Source organism: Paenibacillus sp. FSL L8-0340 (genome assembly GCF_038593145.1).
Lineage (GTDB): Bacteria > Bacillota > Bacilli > Paenibacillales > Paenibacillaceae > Paenibacillus_AQ.
Genome location: NZ_CP151967.1, coordinates 1,457,257 through 1,479,748, shown reverse-complemented (window position 1 = coordinate 1,479,748; position 22,492 = coordinate 1,457,257). Strand labels below are relative to the sequence as shown.

Below are 22,492 nucleotides of genomic sequence, written 5' to 3'. Positions count from 1 at the left end.
AAACAGGTGAGGAGCAAAAGGCCAATCAGATATTCATCCAAGATGAATCAATCACGATAAACCCGGCCCATCGATGCAAAAAATACCGCGTACAATCTTTCGGCAGGCAGACGGGCGCCCTAATCAAGATAATAAAACTCAAATACAAAAAGATAGCCCGGTGTCTCCAGGACCCGGGCTTCTTTGCCAAATAAAATCAGTAAAATCCAATCGTGGACGAGCCGTCCTTCATCCATTCGCGCTTGCGTCCTTTGTCCAGCTCCCCGCGCATTCCGCGGACAAGTGCCTCCACATCGGCTCTGCCGTTCTCATGCCATTCCAGTGCCGCACTGACATACAGCTCGCCAAGCTGGGTCAGGGAGAAATCTCCGGTCAAGCGTGCGGCCAGATCAACTCCCTCATCACCGGCAAAGGTGGAGAAGCCGCGCAGCCGCAAGTACTCCAGCCTTAGCTCCTCATTCGGCATTTTGATCTCATAGGCCCGGTCAAAACGTCCGGCGCGGTTCATCAGCCCGGGATCTATCTTCTCCGGATAGTTGGTCGTACCGATCAGAAAGATGCCTTCCTTGGAGGTCGCCCCGTCCAAAGTATTCAGGAAAAAGGATCTGACCTCCTGCGGCATAGAGTCGATGTCCTCAATCACCAGCACCATCGGTGCCAGCCGGGCTGCGGCTTCAAACACCTCGCCTACCGACTCGCTGCTTGTATATTCAGTGATCTGCCAATAGATCACCGGTCCGGGCACACTTCCGGCGATGGATTTGACGAGCGTCGTCTTGCCGTTGCCCGGATGCCCGTAGAGCAGAATCCCCCGTTTATAAGGGATGTCATAGGTCACATAGAAGCTTCGGTCCGAATCGAAAAACTGGTCGAGCGAGCGGTAGATTTCCTTTTTGATCGCGACATCCAGCACCACTTCCTCCCGTCCGACAGAACGGGTGATTGGCTCATCTTCCCGGAAAATACCGTTGCGCCGGTCGGTGAATACCGTCACCTTATTGATATTTTGCTCCCGCTGCCGCGTGCGCACGTTGCTTAGGAAAGCCTGCAGCTGCGCGTCGGAGGCAGCAAATACAAAATCCTGAAAGTTGATACCGTTCTCCTGAAATACGGGCACCCGTGCCAGCGCCACGCCCATGGCAGGATAAGCCAGCACATTGTTACGGATCGACAGGTGAATATTATACTCCGGCTGCTCCTTGTCATCGTCGTAGACAAAGGTACGGTCCTCCAGCCGGTCAAATATCCGCGCCACATGCTCTACTCCGGGATTGCCGGACTGCACATCATTCTCCAGCAGCTTCCAATACTCACTGTTGGGGTCGTCGCTGGCGTACAGCTCATAGCGGACACCATAGCGGGCATAAAGAGCTTCAAGGATACCGTCTACTAGGCGGGCGTAGACGTCGTACCCCTTGATCATGCCACTCGTGCCTCCATCATATTCGTAAATCACAGCCTGTTTCTTGCACTCCTGCTCCATCCTATTTGGTCCCCTTTATCGCTGCGAGCGGCTTGCACTTGGCCACAACGGCAGCCAGGCCGGCGCCCGTAACGCTTTCTATGATCTCATCTACATTCTTATAGGCTTGGGGAGATTCGTCAATGATAGATTCCAGGGAATGCTGGTTTACTACAATCTCATCTTCTTTGCCTACCTTTAGTGACTGGGAAAATTCATGAACAGACACCAGCCGTTTCGTTGCCGTGCGTGAACGGATCCGCCCTGCGCCGTGGCAGATGGAATAAAAGTTCTCTTCCCCTCCGGGCTGGCCGACCATGATATAAGAGGCGGTGCCCATTGAGCCGGGAATCAGCGCCGGGTGACCGGTCGCGGCATAGGGCCGCGGATTGTCCGGATGCTGAGCCGGCAAGGCACGGGTTGCCCCCTTACGGTGCACAAATTTGGTCCCCGAAGAGGTCTCTTCCTTCCAGGCATAATTGTGCATCAGGTCATACAGGGTGCGCAGCTCACATTTTGTGCCGAACACCTCACGGAACGCTTCGCGGACACCGTAGGCGATCAGATGCCGGTTCACGACAGCGTAGTTCAAGGCGGAGTACATCAGATTAACATAACGCTGGCCTTGCGGATGTTCCAGCGGGGCAAAGATCAGGCGCGGATCGGCGCTGCCAAGTCCTAGCTGCCCCATCACCTTGGCGAAGGCCGGGGTGCAGAACTGGTTGACCATGCCGCCCCAGGCCCGTGAGCCGGAATGGATCATCACAGCAACCTGCCCGTCCTGCAGCCCCCAGGCTTCCGCCACCTCCCGCTGTTCCTCCGCAATCTCTATCGCCTGAATCTCGACGAAATGATTGCCTCCTCCAAGGGTACCCAACTGACGGTGTCCGCGGTGCCAGGCCATATCGGGCAGCTCATTCAGGATCTCCTCATCAAACGCCAGCTTGCTGATCTCCACATGGGAAAGCGCGCTTGATTTCTTCGGAGTGTAGCTGTCGGGTACATATTTGTTCGGCAGCCCGTGCAGCCCCTTGCGAACCACATTCTCCAGCCGGATATCGCTGTAATGGCCCCGCTGCTGCGCCTCCATCGGCAAATATTTCTCGATGGCGCGGACCAGCTTTCTCCGTAGCTTAACCTCACGCAGATCATCCTTGTGCAGATTGGTGAGATGTACGCGCATTCCGCAGCCGATGTCGCTGCCCACGATAGAGGGCGACACATATCCTCCTGCCGCATCCCATACCGCAGTTGTGCCGATGCAGGTGCCGACGCCTACATGCACATCCGGTGTATAGCTCATATATTCAATATTCGGGATTTGCAGGTTGTTGTTCGCCATTTCCATGACCTTATAGTCCAATGTGGCAAATAATTGCCCGCTGGCATAGACCTTCAGGTCGCCTCCCGGAAGAGCTACCCGGTGTTTATATTGCGGCTCATCGAAGCCCGCTTGTTGTGAATTACTATTCATAAGTTATTTTCAATTCCTCTCAAGTTCGTTAATAAGTTAAATTAAATTATTTGTCCGTTCGTGAAATCTTCTGTGTTTCAGGTACGCAAAAAAAGCCGCAGATCAGTTCTGATCCACGGCTCCCGAAGAGCTAATCATTGCTTCAAAATTACCTAACATAATTTAAAGCTTACCCATGTGCAAGAATGCGACAGGATGAGCCAAGGGCGCATCATGTCTCCCGGACGAAGGCGATGAGATCAGATGGTTCATATGCGATTGTAATGTGGCAAGGCAACAATTCCAGTACAATAGTTCCAATCATGGCCCATCGGCCTCCCTTCTCTAAATGATAAACCCAATAATATATGGCTCTGCTGCAGATTGTCAACCCTTATATTGGAAGTCTTGTCCTCCAGGCTGCAAAAAAAGCTGCAAAATCTACTGAATTCTACGGTTCCCTGCGCAAAAAATACATCAAAAGGACTATTTCCCCTGCACGCAAAAAAAGAAGACACCCTCTCAGGCGCCCTCTTCATAGGTTATTTCTTTATTTGAATTTATGCCAATCCTGTTTGCTGTTCTCCAGCAAATGGGCAAAATCATTCTCCAGCCGCTTCTGCTCGGCTTTCCGCTGATCCTCTACCGCTTTGCGGGCTACCTCTTTCTTGTCATTCTCCTCGGCTTTGAGCGCATCGGACTGCGCCTTCAGCTTGTCGAGCACATCACTGCTGAGGAGATCCCGGAGTGTTGCCGGAGCATCCGATGCAGCGGGACGTGGAGCAGGGGTTATTTTCTTTTTTTTGGCCATGTAGCTCATCCTTTCGGGCATTGCATGTAGTTCGAATTTGTTTTAGTTATAGGTCTTTTCGTTTATAATGTTCAGTAAGAGGTGAGCCTTATGAAATCCCTAGATTTGTGTCCAAAGTTACAGAAAAGCATGGATATTATCGGCAGACGTTGGACAGGCTTAATCATCTATCAGCTCCTTCAGGGACCACAGCGCTTCAGTGTTATCGAGTCTTCTCTACCCGTTAGCGGCAGACTTTTATCCGAACGGCTTAAGGAACTGGAGCTGGAAGGCATTGTCCTCCGCGAAGTATTTCCCGAGACACCCGTAAGAATTCAATACTCCTTGACGGATAAAGGGCGGGCGCTGGAATCGGTCATCCGTGACCTGCAGGAATGGTCAGAATTCTGGATTGAACCGGAAGGCTGCGGGCCTGAAGGAATGCCTCCAGAGTAAGCGTTGGCCCCTCATACTGCACAAACAACGGTGAGCTGTATCTTACAGCTTGCGGCCGATAATGACCAGATCGCGTGGAATGCCCTCCATTTCAGCAACTCCAGGCATCAGTCCCCATTGTTCAAAACCAAATTTCCGCAGCAGAGCCAGGCTGGGCTCGTTGTGGCCGAATACAAAACCAACTAAATTCTGAAGACCAAGGCGCGGGCATTCTTCCAGTGCCTTGGTCAGCAGGATACTCCCGGCACCGCTGCCGCGGAACTTCCCGCTTACATATACACTGACTTCTGCGGTTCCATTATAGGCGGGACGGCCATAGAACGACTGGAAGCTGAACCAGGCGGCAACCTCGCCACCCTGCTTCAGTACCCACAGCGGGCGGTGATGGCTGTTATGCTCATGGAACCAGTGCAAGCGGTCCTCCACCCGAACCGGCTCCAGGTCGGCAGTAACCATCCGTCCGGCTACCGTCGAATTATAAATCTCCACAATTGCCCCTAAATCCTCTAGTGTTGCATCTTCAATGCTGTAATTGTGCCAAGCCATTCTTCGTATCCTCCTAAAAGTTGTGTAAGCCCTTATCTGCTCCGGTCTGTTGCAGGCTCCACTGCCACAAACGCTCGGCATCTTCCTGACTCAGTGCCCGCGGTGACAGTTCTTTGATCTTTCGGCGGTAATAATATTGTCCGGTCACTCCCAGCAGTTCCGGCGCCGTCGCCAGATAGATTGCCGTGTCCGCCCCCTGCTCAGGTGTCAGGAAGAAATAGGACAACAGCTTGAGCAGCGAGCGGCCAAAGCCTGTCTCCCGGTTAACCCCGATGTTGGTCCCCACAGCACCCGGATGTACGGCATTAACCGTAACCTCCGTGCCCTGCAGGCGCTTGGCCAGCTCTCTCGTAAAAAGGATATTAGCCAGCTTGGAACGCGCGTAAGCCTTGGCCGGATTGAAACCGCTCGACAGAGTATGATCGTTCAAATACAGCTTTCCGATCTTGTAGGCCCCGGAAGCAACGACCACGATCCTGCCTTGCTCTGCCGCCTTTAGCTGATCCAGCAGCAGACGGGTCAGCAAGAAGTGTCCCAAATGGTTCACGCCAAAGTCCTGCTCGAAGCCGTCCGCCGTAAGCTCACGTCTAACGGCCACTACACCGGCATTGTTAATCAATACGTCGAGTATGGGGTGGCTCGCCTTGAATTCCGCTGCAAACCCGCGTATGCTCTGAAACGAAGCCAAATCGCATAACATCAGCGTGATATGGTCAGATCCGCTCTCCCGCTTGGCTTCCCCAAGCGCCTCTTCCCCGCGCTTGCGGCTGCGGCAGGCCATCACCACCGTTGCTCCCTGGCGGGCCATTTCAATCGTCGTTGCCAATCCCATCCCGGAGTTGCCTCCGGTTACAAGCACCGTCTTTCCATTCATGGCCAATCCCCTCTCTAGCAACCTGCCAATTACAACTGCCAGCCTGGCCTTTCCACAGCATATGTTTTAAGATTATGTTACATCAAATCAGGTCCACAAGAAAAGCCTTTCAGTACATATGGCTATTCAGCTGTGTGAATCGCTCGTCCAGATTGCTGCAGTCCTGTAATTGTATCATTATTTGAATAAGATACGGTGTCAATCGAAGGAGTACAGGATACATCAGCCGGCAATCAGCATCTAGCGGCTCGGACTGTCTCGCGGACTCAGGAGACATTATTCTGTACAATAAGGACTCCTGACTCTTCGAACGGACACCAGCGCCGCTATCTCATTGAAAATGGGGAGTCTAACCCGTTTTCCAGGCAAATAAGGGCTATGCAGTCCGCGTGGAGTGCTAATCACGGGATTTGAGCCAAATAAAGAACATACAGTCCGCCGAGCAGAAACAGCACCAAAACCATGCTCAGGGATATACGATTGGCGGGGTACACATCGCATGCTCAAAGATACACGATTTGCGGGGGACCCATCACATGCTCAAAGTTTCACGATTGGCGGGGTACACATCGCATGCTCAAAGATACACGATTGGTGGGGTACGCAACGCATGCTCAAAGTTTCACGATTGGCGGGGTACACATCGCATGCTCAAAGATACACGATTTGCGGGGTACCCATCACATGCTCAAAGTTTCACGATTGGCGGGGTACACATCGCATGCTCAAAGATACACGATTGGCGGGGTACGCATCGCATGCGGAGGAAGGCTAGGTCATCCTGCTGGCTCCGGACCGCAAGGTCCCGAACGGAACGCCGATTGCTAACTGAGAAAACTTATATGGAGGTGAATTCCGGGAATCCTATTCCCGGAGCTGAACTATGAATATTGGCCCAAATGTTATCGTACTAACTGTCCCCATGATCTCACCCGTAATGGGCCCTACCAAGATTTATCCGGTGCTGCTGAAGGATGGGGAGGACTTGACCCTCATAGACACCGGCATGTTCGGCCAATATGATGCTCTGCTGCAAGCTATAGAGCAAGCGGGCGAACAGCTTTCAAGCATTAAACGCATCATCCTCACCCATCAGGATATTGATCATATCGGCAATCTCCCTTTGCTCGTGCAGAAGCTCCCAGGCGTTGAGCTATTCGCCCATCCGGGCGATATTCCGGCAATCACGAACAGCCAGCCGATGCTGAAGATGAATCCGCAGCGGGTCGCGCAGATGCCGCAGGTATTTCAGGAGCAGTTCCATGCGTTTCTGGAGCAGCTGGCACAGCTCGGCAGCTTCACGGAGCTGCATGACGGCCAGCGGCTGCCGTGGGGCGGCGGCATCGAAATTATTCATACCCCCGGCCATACACCGGGGCATATCTGCCTTTATGTGCAGGAACAAGCGCTGCTGCTGGCAGTCGATGAACTGCTCGTCGTAGACGGACAGCTGACCGGACCGGTAGAGTCAGCCACACCGGACATGCCGCAGGCACTGCGCAGCCTGCACAAGCTGGAAGGGCGGTTAATCCAGTCCGTCCTGTGTTACCACGGCGGACTCTACGACGGCAGTCCGCAGGAGCTTATCAACCAATTGACGGATGCGCTCTAACAGAGCATCTCCGGCTTATAGTCCAGACATAAATCAGGCCCGCAAGTAGAGTAATCTACGAGCGGGCCTGATTTATGCTCATGACAGGATTTTAAACGAGGAGCGGCACTAGGCTCATTTCCAGTTTGGCTTCAGGGCAATCAGCTTGTCGTCATTGTTTCCGGGCTCGCCCCTGCCATCCCGGTTATTCGTCATTACATATAAGGTACTATCCGGCCCCTCTGCCACATTGCGGAGCCGGCCCCATTTCTCCTGGAACAATGCTGTTGCCTTAGCCTTCCCGCCTCCGGACGACGGGGAAATCCACAGCAGCTGTTCTCCGGCCAGCCCGGCAACCAGCAGTTCGCCGCTCCATGGTCCCTGTGTAATAAAAGCCATTCCCGACGGAGCCCAGGTTTGGCTGCCGCTATGCAGCAGCGGAAGCCTCAGACTCACTGCATCTTTGCCTGCGGTTTCATCGCCTTCAATAAGCGGCCAGCCGTAATTGGCGCCTGCCTCAATGATATTGATTTCGTCATGACTGGACTGGCCATGCTCCGAGCTGTAAAGCACTCCAGTGTCCGGCTGCCAGGCCAATCCTTGCGGGTTGCGGTGGCCCCAGCTGTAGACGGGAGAATCCGGCCAAGGGTTATCCTGCGGGATGGACCCGTCAAGGGAGATTCGCAGGATTTTTCCGCCCAGACTGTGCTTATCCTGTGCCAGCTCCGGCTTATAACGTTCACCGGCAGTGACGTACAGATATCCGTCCGGTCCTACTTTAATCCTTCCGCCGTTATGATTGGTGTCTCCAGGGATGCCATCCAGCATCACCTTGTTAATCTCCGCTTTGCCGCTGCTGATCTTGAGCCGCAGTACACGGTTCTGCACTCCGCCGTCTGCATGGAGATAGGAATGGTAGACGTAGGCATACCCGTTGCTTCCAAACGCCGGATCCAGTGCAAGTCCCAAGAGACCACCCTCCCCCTTGCTGACAAACGGCGCAAGAAGCTCCAGCAGCGGAGCCTTTCTCAGTTTACCGTTCTCTATCACCCGCAGGCTGCCGGGCCGTTCAGTTAAAAAAATCCGCCCATCCGGAGCAAATGCCATTTCCCAAGGGACATTCAGCCCCGTTGCTACTGTTTGAGCGGTATAGGGGAAGGATGCTTTGGACTTTACAGAAGCTGTTGTTGCAGGATCCTCGGATACTGTTAATGGGGTTGGTTCCGCAGAGGGAGCGGGACCCGGTGAGACCTGCACCTCTACCTGCTGACCCGATTTTCCATCCGCTGTATTATTTGACGGAGAAACCAAGGATGGATCTGCGCTCTCTGCAGGGTTTCCCGAGAGGCGCGGCCCTGCACTCTTCAGCGTTTCCCCCGCATTACTGGTTTCGGAAGAAGCTGTGCAGGCTGACAACCCTCCTGTCAGCAGGATCAACATACAGCACCCTAGAAGGCTGCGGTGGACTTTTCTTTTGCCGGAAATGGCTGTCACCTCCTGAAAGAATATATGAACACTGGCTTCAAAGCTTGTTATGTTCAGTCTGCAATCAATTTGGGCAACTATTACCCGGCCTTGCGGTTTGCTAAACCCTTTGGTCAAGAAATCTACAGAGACGTGCACCCTGCCGGCTAATGATCTATAATGAAAACATTGCTTTTTTTTATCGTGATCACGAAAGGGGAACACCTGAAATGAATGAGGCTCTACAAAGCTTGGCTGGGGGAATGGCGGGAGAAGGGCTGGACGCTCTGCTCGTCACCGATCCCAAACATGTCTACTACTTGACCGGGTTTGCCAGCAATCCCCATGAACGTTTTCTTGGCCTGCTGCTGATTCGCGGAGAGGAGCCCGTCCTGATTGTTCCGGCACTGGATGCCGAAGCAGCTCATGCGGCTTCCTCCGTCACGACGATCCTGACACACAGCGATACTGATAATCCGTATGAGCTGCTAAAGTCGCAATTTGGCGGCAAAACACCTGGCACACTCGGCATAGAGAAAGAGCATTTCTCCGTAAGCCGGTATGAGCTGCTCGCCGATTCTGTGCCTGCAGCGCAATTTAGCGATATCGGTCCCCTGCTCCGGGCGATGCGCGCCAAGAAGACACCGGAGGAAGTCAGCCGGATGAAACATGCCGCCGAGCTGGTGGAGGAGGTTCTGCGCCGCGGTCTAAACCATGTGAAAAGCGGAGTCAGCGAAATTGAGCTGGTGGCTGAGCTGGAATATCTGATGAAAAAGGTCGGCGCCTCCGGTCCTTCCTTCGACACTATGGTCCTAAGTGGTTCTAACACTGCCCTTCCGCATGGTGTGCCGGGAGACCGCATCATCCAGCCGGGTGATTTCCTGATGTTCGACCTTGGCGTATATGCCGCCGGGTATGCTTCCGACATCACACGGACCTTTGCCGTGGAGGAAGCGGACAGCAAGCTGACCGAAATCTACAACACGGTGCTGGCCGCTAACCTGGCAGGCATTGCCGCTTCCCGGGCAGGAGCTACCTTCGGCTCAGTGGACCGGGCAGCGCGTGAAGTGATCGAAAATGCGGGGTACGGGGAATATTTCATGCACCGTGTCGGCCATGGACTTGGCATGGATACCCATGAGTATCCTTCCCTTCACGGTTTAAATACGGATATTATCGAGAACGGCAACGTATTCACCGTGGAACCGGGCATCTATGTGCCGGGCGTAGGCGGTGTACGTATTGAAGATGATGTCTTTATTACGGCAGAAGGTCCCGTAACGCTGACCAGCTTCCCGAAAGAGCTGACTATCCTCCATTTGTAACAGCAGTCCAATATAAGATATGTCCATCAAAAAAAGCAGTGAGCCGGCCCCATAACGGGAGACTCACTGCTTTTTTATGGTCACAACCTATGAAATGCTGCGGCTATCCGCAGCCTTCAGGGCCGGCTCTTCCTCTTCGGCAAACTTAAAGGAGCGGGCAATGTAAAGGATTGGCGTGCCTGCACCGGTCAGCAGGAATTTCACTACGTAGGTAGTCAGCAAAATTTCGATCCACACCTGCATATCGAATCTGCCGGCAAACGCAATGGTGCAAAAAATCAGCGTATCTACAAATGAGCTGATCATCGTACTGCCGTTGGAGCGGATCCAAAGCTGGCGCGAGGTGCTGTAGTATTTGCGGATCCACGAATACAGGCGCACGTCGAGGAACTGGCTGATGAAATAGGCAGCAAGGCTTCCCAGCGCCAGACGCGGCATCAGTCCAAAGATCGTTTCCAGCGAGGTCTGGAAAATGGGATCTCCCTGCGGTTTGAACACCAGCGCCATCTGCATAATCACCGTAGTCATCAGCAGGGTGAAAAAACCGAACCATACGGCATTGCGCGCTTCCTTCCTCCCGTACCTTTCATTAAGCAAATCGCTGGTCATATACAGCGTCACATACATCGTATTGCCCAGCGTCATCACGATGTCCAGCGGCATAGCAATCGTCTTGGCCACTTGAATATTGGCGATGACCGTAGCAACTCCAACCCAGGCATACAGCCCCTTTTTACCAAAGAGACGGTAACAGAGCAGAAATAGGCCGAAGTTGACAATAACGAACAAAATTCCCCAAAACAAATTAAACATTTTTCTATACTTCCTCCTAGTTTTGGTTACGCGGGATGGTTACGAACCGCGGATATTTTGTTTATAGGAACAAAACATTAATACTCTACCATATAAAAAGCTAACATTCTATGATAATTTTAAATTTTCAGAAAAGAAGAATGATGTCACTTATTTTCGGTAAACTAATGATTCATTCGATAATTATTCATATTTTTCTGAAAAATATGCGTTATAATTCAAAATTTTCACTATTCAACCGAAGGTTAATTCTATAGAATAGTTATCAATCATATCCCCGGAACGATAGCCTGATATATGACCAACATCAATGGAGTATATAGCTGTGTGCCCGCTTATAAGCGTTGGCATGGGATCGATGCATTCAAATAGAAAAGGAGAGAATGGATATGTCACGCTTAAAGAATTCAATCAGCCGCAAATTTACACTTTTGTTGTTTGTCGTCCTATTGCTCACATCTCTTGTGTTAAGTATCAGCTTCTACTTTATATCAATGAGTACCATCGACGGCTACGTAATGCCGCAAATTAACAAGCTTCTGACCGGGGCCGCTCAGGATGTCTACAAGAATTTGAACGCAACCCACGCCCAGCAGACCCTGAGTAAGAGTGCACAGGCCACCACGAATGTCGAATACTATTTCCAGGAAAAAAGAAAGCTGCATGATGTGGAGACCATTTTCCTCATCGAAATGAAAGATGGAAAGGCCACCGTACTGGCCGCAGATCACGGCTCAAAGCTGAAGGCTGAAGAAAGCCTTAAGGTATTGCCCGCTATGGAACAAGCCGCTAAAGGAAAAACGGGGCTCAGTGAAATCTATAGTGACAGTCACGGTATACATAAGACCGCCTATGTCAGTGTTCCCGGCAGCAGGATGGTCATCGGAGTAAGTTCAGACGTTGGTTTTGTTGAAGACAAGATAAACAGCATCGTTTGGGCAAGTATAGGAATTACACTGCTGTCGCTGATCATTGGAACCGCCGCCGCGACCTTCATGAGCCGGAGAATCACGCGGCCGCTCTCTCAGCTTACCGCTTACAGCAATAAGCTCGCTGCCGGTGATTTCACGCAGAATCTCGTTATTAAGGGCAACGATGAGGTCGGCCAGTTGTCAGTGAGCTTCCAAAGTATGGGACAACGGCTTAAGGAAATGATCGGGCAGGTTCTCGATACTTCAGGCAGTGTCGTCGCCGATGCCAATGATCTGAAAGCGCGTGTTGAAGTGCTGGGTGAAATGGCCGAGCGTTCGGCACTATCCGTTACGGAGATCGGCAAAGGCAGTACAACTATTGCCAGCAGCGCACTGGAGAACTCCAGAGCCATGGAAGAAATCAATTTCGGCATTCAGCATATCGCATCCGCAGCCGGTGAAGTCACTGAGCAGATCAGTGAAGCTTCAGCGGAAGCCATGGGCGGCAATGAGATTGCCCAGAGTGCCGTACAGCAAATGCGTCAGGTGGAGCATGCCTCTCAGAAGTCGCTGGAGCAGTTCCGCATCATGAATGAACGTTCCCTGATGATTGGCGGGGTTGTCCAGGGCATCACCGAAATAACCAAGCAGATTCAGATGCTGTCGCTGAATGCTTCCATTGAAGCGGCACGCGCAGGCGAGCATGGCCGCGGTTTTGCTGTTGTAGCCGGAGAAGTCCGCAAGTTGTCCGAGCAGTCCAAGGAATCCAATGAGCAGATCCGTGACTTCCTGCTTAGCCTGCAGGAGGATATGAACCGTTCAGTGGAAGAGATGAATCATGTGAACTTGGAAGTAGCCTCGGGCGTAGGCAAAGTAGTGGAAGCCAGCAATGCCTTTAATCAGCTGCTTATTCTTATTCAGAGCATCAATCACAGCATTCAGTCCGTATCTGCCGCCACCCAGCAGATTTCGGCCGGCACCGAAGAAGTAAGCGCCTCAGTGGAGGAAACTGCACAAATTACCGCCAATTCGCAAGCAAGCGCAGAATTGCTTGCCGAGAACTCCTCACGGCAGCATGAGGAGCTGGATGGCAACTCCCTGACCGTGGAGCATCTGCATGAACAAGCGGTCAAGCTTCAGGAAGCTGTGAAACAGTTCAAGATTTAAAGAGAACCCGCTTCTTTCATACCCTATCAAAAGGCAGTCCACAGCTTATCAGAGCTTGGACTGCCTTTTTGTCAGGTTGCGCTGCAATTTAAAAAAGCTATTCCCCTTCAGATCAGTGTCTCGGTGCCCACAGGATTACCGATACCCCAATCACACAAATACCTGCACCGATCCAGTCATACAAATCAGGTGTCTTCTTGTCTACCAGCCAGCCCCAAAGAACGGCAAGCACGATGAACACACCGCCATAGGCGGCGTACACCCTGCCGAAAGAAGGGAACTTCTGCAAGGTGGGGACGATGCCGTATGCAATCAGAATTAGTGCACCAACGAGGCCATACCAGTGCGGCCGCGACTCCCGCAGCCACAGCCAGATTAAATAACCGCCGCCGATTTCAGCCAGACCGGCAACAATAAACAGCAGAACCGCCAGCACCATTCTTACCCCTCTTCTCCGGGAAGACCCATTATTCTGTAAACCGCCCCCATATCAAGGCTGGCTCTTACGGCATCCGCCAGGCGGTCGAATTCCTGCTCGCGGAGCGCTGCCGACGAGAAGGTCCTGGCCAGCGGGGCAAGACCTTTGCCCTGCCGTATCCCGTCAAGCCAGGCTCTGCGCAGGCTATCATTATGAAACAAACCATGCAGATAAGTTCCCCATATCTTGCCGTCCGGCGTACCCCAACCTTCAGGCAACGTCTCCCCTTCCAGTCCCGTCAGGCGGAACAGGCTTCTGACGCCTGCACCTTCATGATTCGTCGTGGTACCCATATGGATCTCATATCCGGCAACGGGAATTTCCTCAGCTGCTCCGGGGTCAAGGCCGCATAATTGCAGCGGATGACCATCAGCCAGCGTGCCGCTTACACGCACCGTCGTCTTATGCGGCAGAAATTCCGTGGACAGGGGCAGATAGCCCAGCCCGTCACTATCCCCCGGCTCCGCATTTTCAACAGCATGCGGATCGAGCAGCTTCCGCCCCAGCATCTGGTATCCTCCGCAAATCCCGGTAAGCTGCAGAGTTCCGTGCTCAAGCGCATACATTATTGCTTCAGGGAAGCCCTGCTCCCGCAAATAATTCAGGTCTGCCGCCGTATTCTTCGTGCCCGGCAGAATGATGGCATCCGGTGTGCCCAGCTCCTCTACAGAGGTCACATAACGTACAGCGGTATCCGGCTCGTCCTCCAGCGGATCGAAATCGGTGAAGTTCGATATTCTCGGATAGCGGATGACCGCAATATCCAGCTCCTTCGCGCTGCCGGGCTGCATACGGCCCGAAGTCCCTTCCAGTACTACGGAATCCTCCGCCTCTATCCGCAGCTGCGGCAGAAACGGCAGCACACCAAGCACCGGGATCCCGGTGCGCTGCTCCAGCCAATCCAGACCGGGCTGCAGCAAGGACAGATCTCCGCGGAATTTATTGATAATGAAACCTTTGACACGCGCCCGCTCATGCGGCTCCAAGAGTTCGAGTGTACCGACCAGAAAGGCGAATACGCCGCCTCTGTCAATGTCTGCGATCAGCAGCACCGGCGCATCTGCCCAGCCTGCGAGATTCATATTGACGATATCCCGCGCCTTCAGGTTGATCTCGGCCGGGCTTCCCGCCCCTTCCATCAGCACGATATCATAAGCTGCCCGCAGACGATCCAGCGCGTCCAGCACCGTCCCTTTGGCTTCCGGCAGAAACTTCTCGCGGTATTCCCGCGCGCTCAGCGCCGTGTGCGGTACACCATGGACGACGATTTGCGCACTCATCTCGCCCGAAGGCTTCAGCAGAATCGGATTCATGTCGCTGGTAGCCGTAATGCCGAACGCTTCGGCCTGCATGCCCTGGGCACGCCCGATTTCTTTGCCGTCCACGGTGACATAGGAATTCAGCGCCATATTCTGCGACTTGAAAGGCGCCGTCCGGTAGCCGTCCTGTGTCATAATCCGCCCGATGGCTGCAGTGACGAGGCTCTTGCCGACATCCGAAGCCGTTCCCTGCATCATTAGCACGGCCGCCCGCTGTTTCTTCTCTTGTGTGTCCGCTTGGTTCTTCATGCTCTTCTCCCCGCTTTCTTCCTGCTGCCGAAGTACTGGCGAAGCAGTTGTTCTTGCTCTAGCATACCCGGAAATGTAGCTCTCCGCAGAGCCTACCGGCTACATCAGGCCCTTCTGTAGCAGCACCAGCAAGAGCAGCAGCAGGACCTCCAGCAACTCGTTCAGCGCGCCGTACACATCGCCGGTGAGCCCGCCGAGCCGGCTGCTGATCCGCCGCGCCGCGAAGTGTCCGCAGAGCACTGCGGACACCGGGGCAAGGCAGGCCGCCGCCAGATGCTGCGGCCAGGTACCGCTTGCCGCGCCGAGCGCAAGTGGCGCAGCGGCAGCGGCCAGTGAGAGCAGCGCGGCGGTGAGCAGCGCGCGCCGCTCCTGCCGGGGCGGCAGCTCCGCGAAGCTGGCTGCCAACCCCTCATTGCCGCGGGCAACAGGATAGCGGGCCATCGCCCGCACCATATACCAGCGGCTCCAGACCGGCGGCAATAGCAGCAGCGGCAGCTCGTAAAAGGTGCCGCCTTCGATAAATGCCGCCAGCAAGGCGGCCTTCAGCAGCAATAGCAGCACGCAGGCCAGGACGCCCATCGCCCCTACGCGGCTGTCCTTCATGATCTCCAGCATCCGCTCCCGCGAGCGGTAGCTGAGCAGTGCGTCGGCACTGTCCATCCAACCGTCCAGGTGCAGCCCGCCGGTCAACCCTACCCACAGGATGAGAGTGATTACAGCGGCAGGCCAAGCCGGAAGCAGCCAAGCCGCTGCAGCAGCGCACAGCGCAGTACTCCCCCCGATCGCCGCACCGACGAGCGGATAATAGACCACGCTGCGCCGCAGCAAATCACGGGAAAAGTCGCCGCCTCCCTTTACCGGAAAACGCGACAGGAACTGAAAAGCGGCGGCGGCATCCTCCCGCGCACTCATAGCAGGTACTCCCTGCTCTTCAGCTCAACCGGTATTCCGGCGGTGACGAGAAAGACCTGCTGGCACTGCCGGGCCAGCAGCGCATTCATCCGTCCGGCGAGATCACGGTACAGCCGTCCCAGTGCATATTCCGGCACGATGCCGTCGCCAACCTCGTTCGTAACCAGAACGAGCGTCCCCTGAAAAGATGCCACACTGTGCTCCAGCCTGCCGATTTCCTGCTCCACCCGCTCTTGTCTGTCCGCCTGCCCTTCCACGGCCAGCAGCACATTGGAGAGCCACAGGGTCAGGCAGTCTACAAGCACCGCCTTTCCCCCGGAGAGACGCTCCAGCAGAGCCGGCAAATCCAGCGGCTCCTCCAGCGTCTCCCACTGGCCGCCGCTTTCTTCGCGCTGCTGCCGGTGCAGGGCAATCCGCGCCTTCATCTCTTCATCGAACGCTTGCCCGGTCGCCACATAGAAAGCCTGACCGGCCAGCGACAGTGTCAGGCGTTCGGCAAAGCTGCTTTTACCGCTGCGCGCTCCGCCTGTTACAAGGATGCTCATCGGCTCTCCGCCCCGGATACCCCTGCGCTTTCGAAGGTGGCCATTTCGCGCATAATCCGGCACACCGCTTCAATCAGATGAAGGCAGAGGGCGCCCCCTGTTCCTTCGCCAAGACGCAGCCCAAGGTCGAGCAGCGCTTCCAGCCCCAGCCGCTCCAGCATCAGCTTATGCCCCTGCTCCCCTGAGACATGGGAGGCAATCATATAATGGATGGACTCCGGTGCAAGTGCTTTGGCTGCAAGCGCTGCGGCGCCGGAGATGAAGCCGTCAAGCACAACGGGAACCCGTGCAGCGGCTGCACCCAGAATAAGCCCGGCCAGACCGGCGATTTCAAGGCCACCTACCTTAGCCAACACGTCGATAGCATCGTCCGGATCCGGTGCATTGATCTGCAGCGCCCGCTCCACCACTGCGATTTTATGGCGCAGCCGCTCATCGTCAATGCCGGTACCCCGGCCTACAGCGGTCTCTGCAGGGATGCCTTCCAGTGCACACAGCACCGCAGCGCTGGCTGTCGTATTGCCGATGCCCATTTCGCCGGTGATAAGTATCTCCGTTCCGCTACTCACCGCTTCCTCCGCCACGTTCACCCCGGCCAAAATGGCTCTCAGCGCTTCCTCCCGGCTCATCGCCGGTCCCTGCGCCATATTGCTGGTTCCACGCCGCACCTTGCGGTCAATCAGCTCCGGATGGCTCAGGTCACCGCCTATCCCGATATCCACCAGCTTCACCTCTGCCCCGCCTTGGCGGGCCAGCACATTCACTGCTGCGCCGCCGCTGAGGAAATTATGGGCCATCTGCACCGTAACCTCCTGCGGAAATGCGCTGACTCCCTCACTGCAGACACCGTGGTCTGCAGCCATGACCACTACGGTGCGTTTACCGTAGCTTGGCTGTTCCACACCGGAGATTCCCGCCAGCCGGACGGCCAATGCCTCCAGCCGGCCAAGGCTTCCCGGCGGCTTGGTCAGGCTGTTCAGCCGGTCCCCGGCGCGCAGTATCGCTTGTTCATCGGCGGGGACAATCCGCCCGATCACTTCTTCCAATGCTGAAATCATAGTTACTCCTCCTGTTTCTTCTATTACAACTCTATTTGAATAAACGTAGCTCCACGCAAGTGGAAACGGCTTCGCCGTCCTTAAAAAGGACGGTATCCGTTTCAGCGAGAAATAGAAGGATAATTTATAGCGTGAAGCATATAAATTCTTATATTTGCACAAAGCCCCCTTCTCCAAAGAAGGGGGCTTTGTGCTGCCACTGCTGCTGCCGCGAACTATTTTAGTGCATACCCCTATTTCTTCCTTAAGGATTATAGGTGATATAGCGGGATCATACAATTACATTTTTACCTTCATGCACTTGGAAAGCTGTCTATACCGCTGCTTCCGGGTGCAGAGCTTCAATGCTGTCTTGCGGAGAATTTCTTCACACGTATGATCATTTGCATTCACGCTTGCATTTACACTTGCATTCATATTCTTACTTTCATAAACCCTTCCATCCGCTCCAGCGCTTCGGTCAGCCTCTCTGTGGATGTCGAATAGGAGCAGCGGATATGCCCCTCGCCGCCGCTTCCGAACACATGTCCCGGAACTGCGGCGACTCCAGCCTCCCGCAGGAGGCGTAAAGCAAATTCCTCCGATTTCAGTCCGGTATGAGCGATCGAAGGGAAGGCGTAGAACGCACCTTGCGGCTGATGGCAGTGAAGTCCAATTGTTCTGAGCCCTTCGACAAACAGAGTTCTGCGCTGCCGGAAACATGCCTTCATCCGGTCTTTATCGGGCAGTCCGCTGCGCAGGGATTCGATCGCGGCAATCTGGCCCAGCACCGGCGCGCACATCGCGGTATACTGATGTATCTTCAGCATCGCTGCCAGCAGCTCATGGTTCCCGCAGACATAACCGACACGCCAGCCGGTCATGGCGAATGCCTTCGAGAAGCCGCTGATCACTATCGTCCGCTCCTGCATGCCGGGGAGCGAAGCGATACTAACATGAGTGCTGTCATAGGTAAGCTCCGCATAGATTTCATCTGAAAGCACGAGCAGATTATGCTCTTTTACAACTTCTGCAATCGGCAGCCAGTCCTCGTAGGACATGACCGCTCCCGTAGGATTATTCGGGAAATTCACTACCAGCAGCTTCGAGCGTGGGGTAATGGCCTTACGCAGCATTTCCGCTGTAAGCTTGAAGCCCTGCTCTGCCGTAGCCTCCACCTCAACCAGCGTCCCTCCGTTTAAGTGGGCAATTGGCGAATAGGCAATATAGCTGGGAGAAGGGATGATGATCTCATCACCCGGAGCCGTGAAAGCGCGCAGTGCCAGATCAAGGGCTTCGCTGCTGCCCACCGTAACCATGATCTCGTCCGCCGGATGATACTGCAGTCCAAAGCTGCTCCCCAGATATTGGGCGATCTCTTCTCTAAGCTCCATGAGTCCGGCATTCGAGGTGTACATCGTCTCCCCGCGGTTCAAAGCGCGGACGCAGGCAGCTCTTACATGCTCAGGTGTAGCGAAATCCGGTTCACCTACGCCCAGTGATATAATATCGTTGTTACCGGCAGTAAGATCAAAAAAAGCCCGGATACCCGAAGGTGCAATCTCCCGCACACGGGGAGCTATCCAATCCTCTGCCAGCTTGCGGTTCTCCTTAAGCATGACCTGCTACCTCTTGCCTTTCTTCTTCCCTCTGCATCTCCGTTACCTCTTGTGTTACTTGGACTGCCTGATTCGCACGCCGTTCCTTCAGAGAACCCGCGATAATCTCATCCAGCAGATTGCTGAAGGTGAATCCGGCCGCAAGTGCGCTTTTGGGCAGCAGGCTGGTTTCGGTCATACCCGGCAGCGTGTTGACCTCCAGTACGTAGGGATTCCCATCCTTCAGCAGTATATCCACCCGTGCATATACCGAGCATTTCAGCGTATGATAACAGGTCAGCGCCGCCGCTTGCACCCGCTCCAGGATCTCGGCAGGCAGCTGAATAACCTGTTCGTCGGCTCCGCCCTGCTCATATTTGGAGCTGTAATCGAACCAGTCCGCGCCAAGCGCATTGATGCCGATAACGGGCAGCAGGGTTCCGCCGAGGATCGGGCAGGTAATCTCCTGGCCTTCGGTATATGCTTCGACAAGCACAGACTGGTCCGCCCCAAAAGCTTTCTCCACCGCACTCCGCAGCTCCTGCACGCTATTCACCTTGGTCATCCCGATGCTGGAACCGCCTGAGTTCGGCTTCACCATCACCGGGTAACCGAGCTGTTCCACGGCTTCCGGCGCAACATCCTCCGCCCGGTCCCAGCACAGCCAGTCAGGCGTAGGAACACCTTTGCTGCGAAGAATTGTTTTGGACAGATGTTTATCCATGCATAGGCTGCTGGACAGCACGCCACTCCCGGAATATGGGATGCCAAGCGTCTCCAGCGTACCCTGAACTGTTCCATCCTCGCCATAGGTTCCATGAAGGGCCAGCAGCGCAAAATCCAGACCTTTTACCTGTCCGATCAGCTGTTCACGCTCTGTAATAACCACCGGGACAACCTCATATTTGCTCCGGTCCAGGTGCTTCAGCATTTCTCTGCCGGTATTCAGCGACACTTCATATTCAGAGGAAACCCCGCCCATTATTACGCCTACTTTTATCATCCCCATAACCCCTTTTCATCCCAGTAGTTGCCGTGCTGCCCTGCCGATAATCTCAATTCCCCTGCGGATATCCCCGTCAGCCACCCTGGAGAAGCCCAGGCGCAGCGTGTTTTGTCCTGTTCCATTCGTGAAGAAGATATCCCCCGCTGTAAAAATAACCCCCCGCTCACGGCAGGCATCCAGCAGTTCTCTTGTACTAAAGCCTTCGGGAAAGGTTACAAAAAGATGCAGTCCGCCATCTCCACTTATCCCAAAATATGGCAAGTACTCCTTGCAGCATTCCAGCGTCAGCTCGTATTTCCGTTTATATTCCGTTCGCGCTCGTTTGAGGTATTTTTCCAGATGTCCGCCGAGCAGATATTGATACAGAATGGATTGATCCAGCGTTGAAGTATGAATACTACGGGCTCTTTTGACACTTTCCAGATAGTAGATCAGCTCCTGATCAGCCAGCACCCAGCCTACCCGCAGTCCGGGAAACAACACCTTGGAGAAGCTGCCAAGATAGACGACGCTGTTCCCGCCGCCCGCCGCCGCGATTAACGGAGCCACATGTGAGCCCGAATAGCGCAGCTCTTCGTTGAAGCCGTCCTCGATGACCGGCACCCTGTACTCTGCCATCAGCTTCATCAGCCCTTGTCTTTTTTCGGGGGACATGACGATGCCGGTAGGATTGTGATAGGAAGGCACAAAATACGCGCAGTCATACTCCCGCTCCTCCAGCGCCCGTTTCAGTTCACCGAGGTGGATACCATCCCGCTCCATGGTTACTCCAGTGATCGCAAATCCATTCAGCCGCATATTTTTGATCGCCGTATGATGGGTCGGATTCTCGCAGAGCACACGCCCATGCTTCTGGCCAAGTGCGGATAGCACCAAATCGAAGCCTTCCGTAAAACCATTCGTAATCAGCATATCCTTGCCGCGCATATCCACGCCCTTATGCTCCATATATTGCCGCAAATAGTCTATTAAAGGCTTATACCCCTTGGCATAGCCATAGTTCAGCAGAACGTTGCCCTCTACGGACATGCGGTCCAGAAAGGCCCGCTTTACATTATCCAGATCAAACAGGCTCTCATCGGGCGCAATACTGGTAAAAGAAATCGTGCCCTTCTCCGCGCGGATTCCGCGCTTCATTATATCCAGTTCCTCCGCCAGCAGCGCGCGGCTGTTCATCCGCTCTTTCCAGTCCACAGTCCAGGAGGGGGCCGCCGCACTCTCAGTAGAGGCAGCAAGCGAAACATAACTTCCTTGACCCTGCACCGTATACGCAAAGCCGTCATCCGTAAGCCCCGCATAGGCGGAAATAATTGAATTGCGGCTGACTTTCAGCAGTGTGCTGAGCTCGCGTGTCGACGGAAGCTTCTGGCCGCCTTGGAGGGCGCCTTTTAGAATGAGATGCTTCAAATAATCCTTCACCTGAATATATACCGGACGTCCGGCAATGAGCTTGAAATCCTTAAACATGCTTCAATCGCCCCCATAGCTATCATGGCACAGTCGCCAGCGTAAAAAAAGAACCACAACCCCGGGATTTTCTTCCGGTGTGGTTCTATGACGGGATAACCCAAGCGTCCCGCAGTGATATAGCTTTTTAATTACATAATGTGGGTACTTTTCTGTGCATCCAGTTTCTGCGGACCCACAGCTTCCCAGCTGTATACACGGCTCATGGACTAATCAACGCCTGCATCATGGGATTTCTTCTAGTGCTTGCAGATGCGTTTGGCAGAACATTTTTTTTGAATAAGGATTACCACTGCCACTTGCCTGCGCTCCGTACCAGTGTAAGTACTACCGCTGTTCCAGGCGGCGGAGCGGCGGCAGTACGGAAAGTCACGTCCTCCAAAGCCCGTGCCAGCAGCTGGCGGATTACACCGCCGTGGGTCACCAGCAGCACACGCAAATGCAGCGGTTCTTCACTAGGATGGTGGCCCGGGACGGCAGTTTGGCCGGTACCGTCTTCAGGGGGCAGGCTTAATTCAGCCTCATCCCCGCTTGCTGCGGCTGACTGCCTTAGTTCCTGTAAAAAAGAGTCCAGCCGCGCTTCGAACGCCTGCCAGGATTCCCCGTCAGGCGGCGTGACCTCGGCAGGATCATCAATCCAGCTTCGATAATCGGGATTATTCTGCAGCTGCTCATAAGTACAGCCCTCCCACGCGCCAAAGCTCATCTCACGCAAACGGGAATCATAAATGGCCGACGCCTCAAGACCTGGTGCGATGCAAGCCAATGTCTCCCGGCATCTGCGCAAATCGCTGCAATATACCCGCCAGAAAACACCGCGCAGTTCAGGCTGCTCCCTGAGCGCAGTCATCTCCTCCCGTGCTCCGGGCAGTAGAGGAATATCCGTACTCCCCAGATAACGGCGTTCCTTATTCCACTGCGTATGGCCATGGCGGAGAAGAACTAACTGGAGCTGGAGTACTTTGGGCAGCACTTTGGGCCGAACCTGATCCAGTTTTGGAGCCAGCACCTGTGCTTTCTCATCCCTCG

General features: G+C 54.3%; 20 protein-coding genes. 4 read left to right on the top strand and 16 right to left on the bottom strand.

From position 1 onward, the window contains the following. Nucleotides 1-196: 196 nt before the first annotated feature. The 3 genes from NST07_RS06795 to NST07_RS06785 all read right to left on the bottom strand — a co-directional run bounded on the left by NST07_RS06795 (nucleotide 197) and on the right by NST07_RS06785 (nucleotide 3,726). On the bottom strand, nucleotides 197-1,483 hold the full coding sequence (locus NST07_RS06795; protein WP_038587192.1) for an AAA family ATPase: 1,287 nt from the start codon (nucleotides 1,481-1,483) through the stop codon (nucleotides 197-199). Nucleotide 1,484: 1 nt separating this feature from the next. After that, complete coding sequence (locus NST07_RS06790; RefSeq protein ID WP_038587190.1) at nucleotides 1,485-2,936, bottom strand: RtcB family protein; 1,452 nt, start codon at nucleotides 2,934-2,936, stop codon at nucleotides 1,485-1,487. A gap of 529 nt (nucleotides 2,937-3,465) precedes the next feature. Then, nucleotides 3,466-3,726 (bottom strand): YqkE family protein, encoded by a 261-nt coding sequence (locus tag NST07_RS06785; RefSeq protein ID WP_341090526.1) that lies wholly within the window; start codon nucleotides 3,724-3,726, stop codon nucleotides 3,466-3,468. 90 nt (nucleotides 3,727-3,816) lie between these two features. Here NST07_RS06785 and NST07_RS06780 point away from each other — a divergent pair, with 90 nt between their 5' ends. Beyond that, on the top strand, nucleotides 3,817-4,161 hold the full coding sequence (locus NST07_RS06780; RefSeq protein WP_341090523.1) for a helix-turn-helix domain-containing protein: 345 nt from the start codon (nucleotides 3,817-3,819) through the stop codon (nucleotides 4,159-4,161). Nucleotides 4,162-4,203: 42 nt separating this feature from the next. On the opposite strand, the gene NST07_RS06775 is transcribed toward NST07_RS06780, so the two are convergent. Together NST07_RS06775 and NST07_RS06770 are read right to left on the bottom strand one after the other, a co-directional pair. Beyond that, on the bottom strand, nucleotides 4,204-4,707 hold the full coding sequence (locus tag NST07_RS06775) for an N-acetyltransferase family protein (protein WP_341090522.1): 504 nt from the start codon (nucleotides 4,705-4,707) through the stop codon (nucleotides 4,204-4,206). A gap of 13 nt (nucleotides 4,708-4,720) precedes the next feature. Next, the gene (locus NST07_RS06770; protein ID WP_342481270.1) at nucleotides 4,721-5,581 is read right to left on the bottom strand and encodes an SDR family oxidoreductase; all 861 of its coding nucleotides are present in this window, start codon (nucleotides 5,579-5,581) and stop codon (nucleotides 4,721-4,723) included. An 883-nt stretch (nucleotides 5,582-6,464) separates the two neighbouring features. On the opposite strand from NST07_RS06770, the gene NST07_RS06765 reads away from it, so the two are divergent. Then, nucleotides 6,465-7,193 carry an MBL fold metallo-hydrolase gene (locus NST07_RS06765; RefSeq protein ID WP_341377602.1) on the top strand — a complete coding sequence of 243 codons (729 nt, stop codon included), beginning with the start codon at nucleotides 6,465-6,467 and terminating at the stop codon, nucleotides 7,191-7,193. 114 nt (nucleotides 7,194-7,307) lie between these two features. Here the strand turns inward: NST07_RS06765 and NST07_RS06760 are convergent, their stop codons facing one another. Further along, a complete protein-coding gene (locus NST07_RS06760) occupies nucleotides 7,308-8,774 on the bottom strand; it encodes a PQQ-dependent sugar dehydrogenase (protein WP_342481269.1) in 1,467 nt (488 codons plus the stop codon). 92 nt (nucleotides 8,775-8,866) lie between these two features. Between NST07_RS06760 and NST07_RS06755 the strand changes: the two genes are divergently transcribed. Then, nucleotides 8,867-9,961: a Xaa-Pro peptidase family protein gene (locus NST07_RS06755; RefSeq protein WP_340894282.1), complete on the top strand. Its 1,095-nt coding sequence runs from the start codon at nucleotides 8,867-8,869 to the stop codon at nucleotides 9,959-9,961. 87 nt (nucleotides 9,962-10,048) lie between these two features. Here the strand turns inward: NST07_RS06755 and NST07_RS06750 are convergent, their stop codons facing one another. Further along, on the bottom strand, nucleotides 10,049-10,774 hold the full coding sequence (locus NST07_RS06750) for a queuosine precursor transporter (protein ID WP_341090517.1): 726 nt from the start codon (nucleotides 10,772-10,774) through the stop codon (nucleotides 10,049-10,051). A 389-nt stretch (nucleotides 10,775-11,163) separates the two neighbouring features. Here NST07_RS06750 and NST07_RS06745 point away from each other — a divergent pair, with 389 nt between their 5' ends. Further along, the gene (locus NST07_RS06745; RefSeq protein ID WP_341377598.1) at nucleotides 11,164-12,852 is read left to right on the top strand and encodes a methyl-accepting chemotaxis protein; all 1,689 of its coding nucleotides are present in this window, start codon (nucleotides 11,164-11,166) and stop codon (nucleotides 12,850-12,852) included. Between the two features lie 112 nt (nucleotides 12,853-12,964). Here the strand turns inward: NST07_RS06745 and NST07_RS06740 are convergent, their stop codons facing one another. The 9 genes from NST07_RS06740 to NST07_RS06700 form a co-directional block, all read right to left on the bottom strand. Further along, nucleotides 12,965-13,291, bottom strand: coding sequence for a YnfA family protein (locus NST07_RS06740; protein ID WP_342481268.1), 327 nt, complete (start codon nucleotides 13,289-13,291; stop codon nucleotides 12,965-12,967). Between the two features lie 2 nt (nucleotides 13,292-13,293). Beyond that, nucleotides 13,294-14,898, bottom strand: coding sequence for a cobyric acid synthase (locus NST07_RS06735; protein WP_342481267.1), 1,605 nt, complete (start codon nucleotides 14,896-14,898; stop codon nucleotides 13,294-13,296). Nucleotides 14,899-14,997: 99 nt separating this feature from the next. Further along, nucleotides 14,998-15,810: an adenosylcobinamide-GDP ribazoletransferase gene (cobS, locus tag NST07_RS06730; RefSeq protein WP_342481266.1), complete on the bottom strand. Its 813-nt coding sequence runs from the start codon at nucleotides 15,808-15,810 to the stop codon at nucleotides 14,998-15,000. After that, a complete protein-coding gene (cobU, locus tag NST07_RS06725) occupies nucleotides 15,807-16,355 on the bottom strand; it encodes a bifunctional adenosylcobinamide kinase/adenosylcobinamide-phosphate guanylyltransferase (RefSeq protein WP_342481265.1) in 549 nt (182 codons plus the stop codon). Before cobU ends, cobS begins: the two co-directional genes overlap by 4 nt. Then, nucleotides 16,352-17,413, bottom strand: a complete 1,062-nt coding sequence (gene cobT, locus NST07_RS06720; RefSeq protein WP_342481264.1) for a nicotinate-nucleotide--dimethylbenzimidazole phosphoribosyltransferase — start codon at nucleotides 17,411-17,413, stop codon at nucleotides 16,352-16,354. The genes cobU and cobT overlap by 4 nt, the downstream gene beginning before the upstream one ends. Before the next feature lie 413 nt (nucleotides 17,414-17,826). Then, nucleotides 17,827-19,011: an aminotransferase class I/II-fold pyridoxal phosphate-dependent enzyme gene (locus NST07_RS06715; protein ID WP_341090504.1), complete on the bottom strand. Its 1,185-nt coding sequence runs from the start codon at nucleotides 19,009-19,011 to the stop codon at nucleotides 17,827-17,829. Continuing rightward, nucleotides 19,004-19,993, bottom strand: coding sequence for a D-alanine--D-alanine ligase (locus NST07_RS06710; protein WP_342481263.1), 990 nt, complete (start codon nucleotides 19,991-19,993; stop codon nucleotides 19,004-19,006). Before NST07_RS06710 ends, NST07_RS06715 begins: the two co-directional genes overlap by 8 nt. A 15-nt stretch (nucleotides 19,994-20,008) precedes the next feature. Then, nucleotides 20,009-21,463: a PLP-dependent aminotransferase family protein gene (locus NST07_RS06705; RefSeq protein ID WP_341090501.1), complete on the bottom strand. Its 1,455-nt coding sequence runs from the start codon at nucleotides 21,461-21,463 to the stop codon at nucleotides 20,009-20,011. Between the two features lie 286 nt (nucleotides 21,464-21,749). After that, a complete protein-coding gene (locus NST07_RS06700; protein WP_342481262.1) occupies nucleotides 21,750-22,472 on the bottom strand; it encodes a histidine phosphatase family protein in 723 nt (240 codons plus the stop codon). Nucleotides 22,473-22,492: the final 20 nt, after the last annotated feature.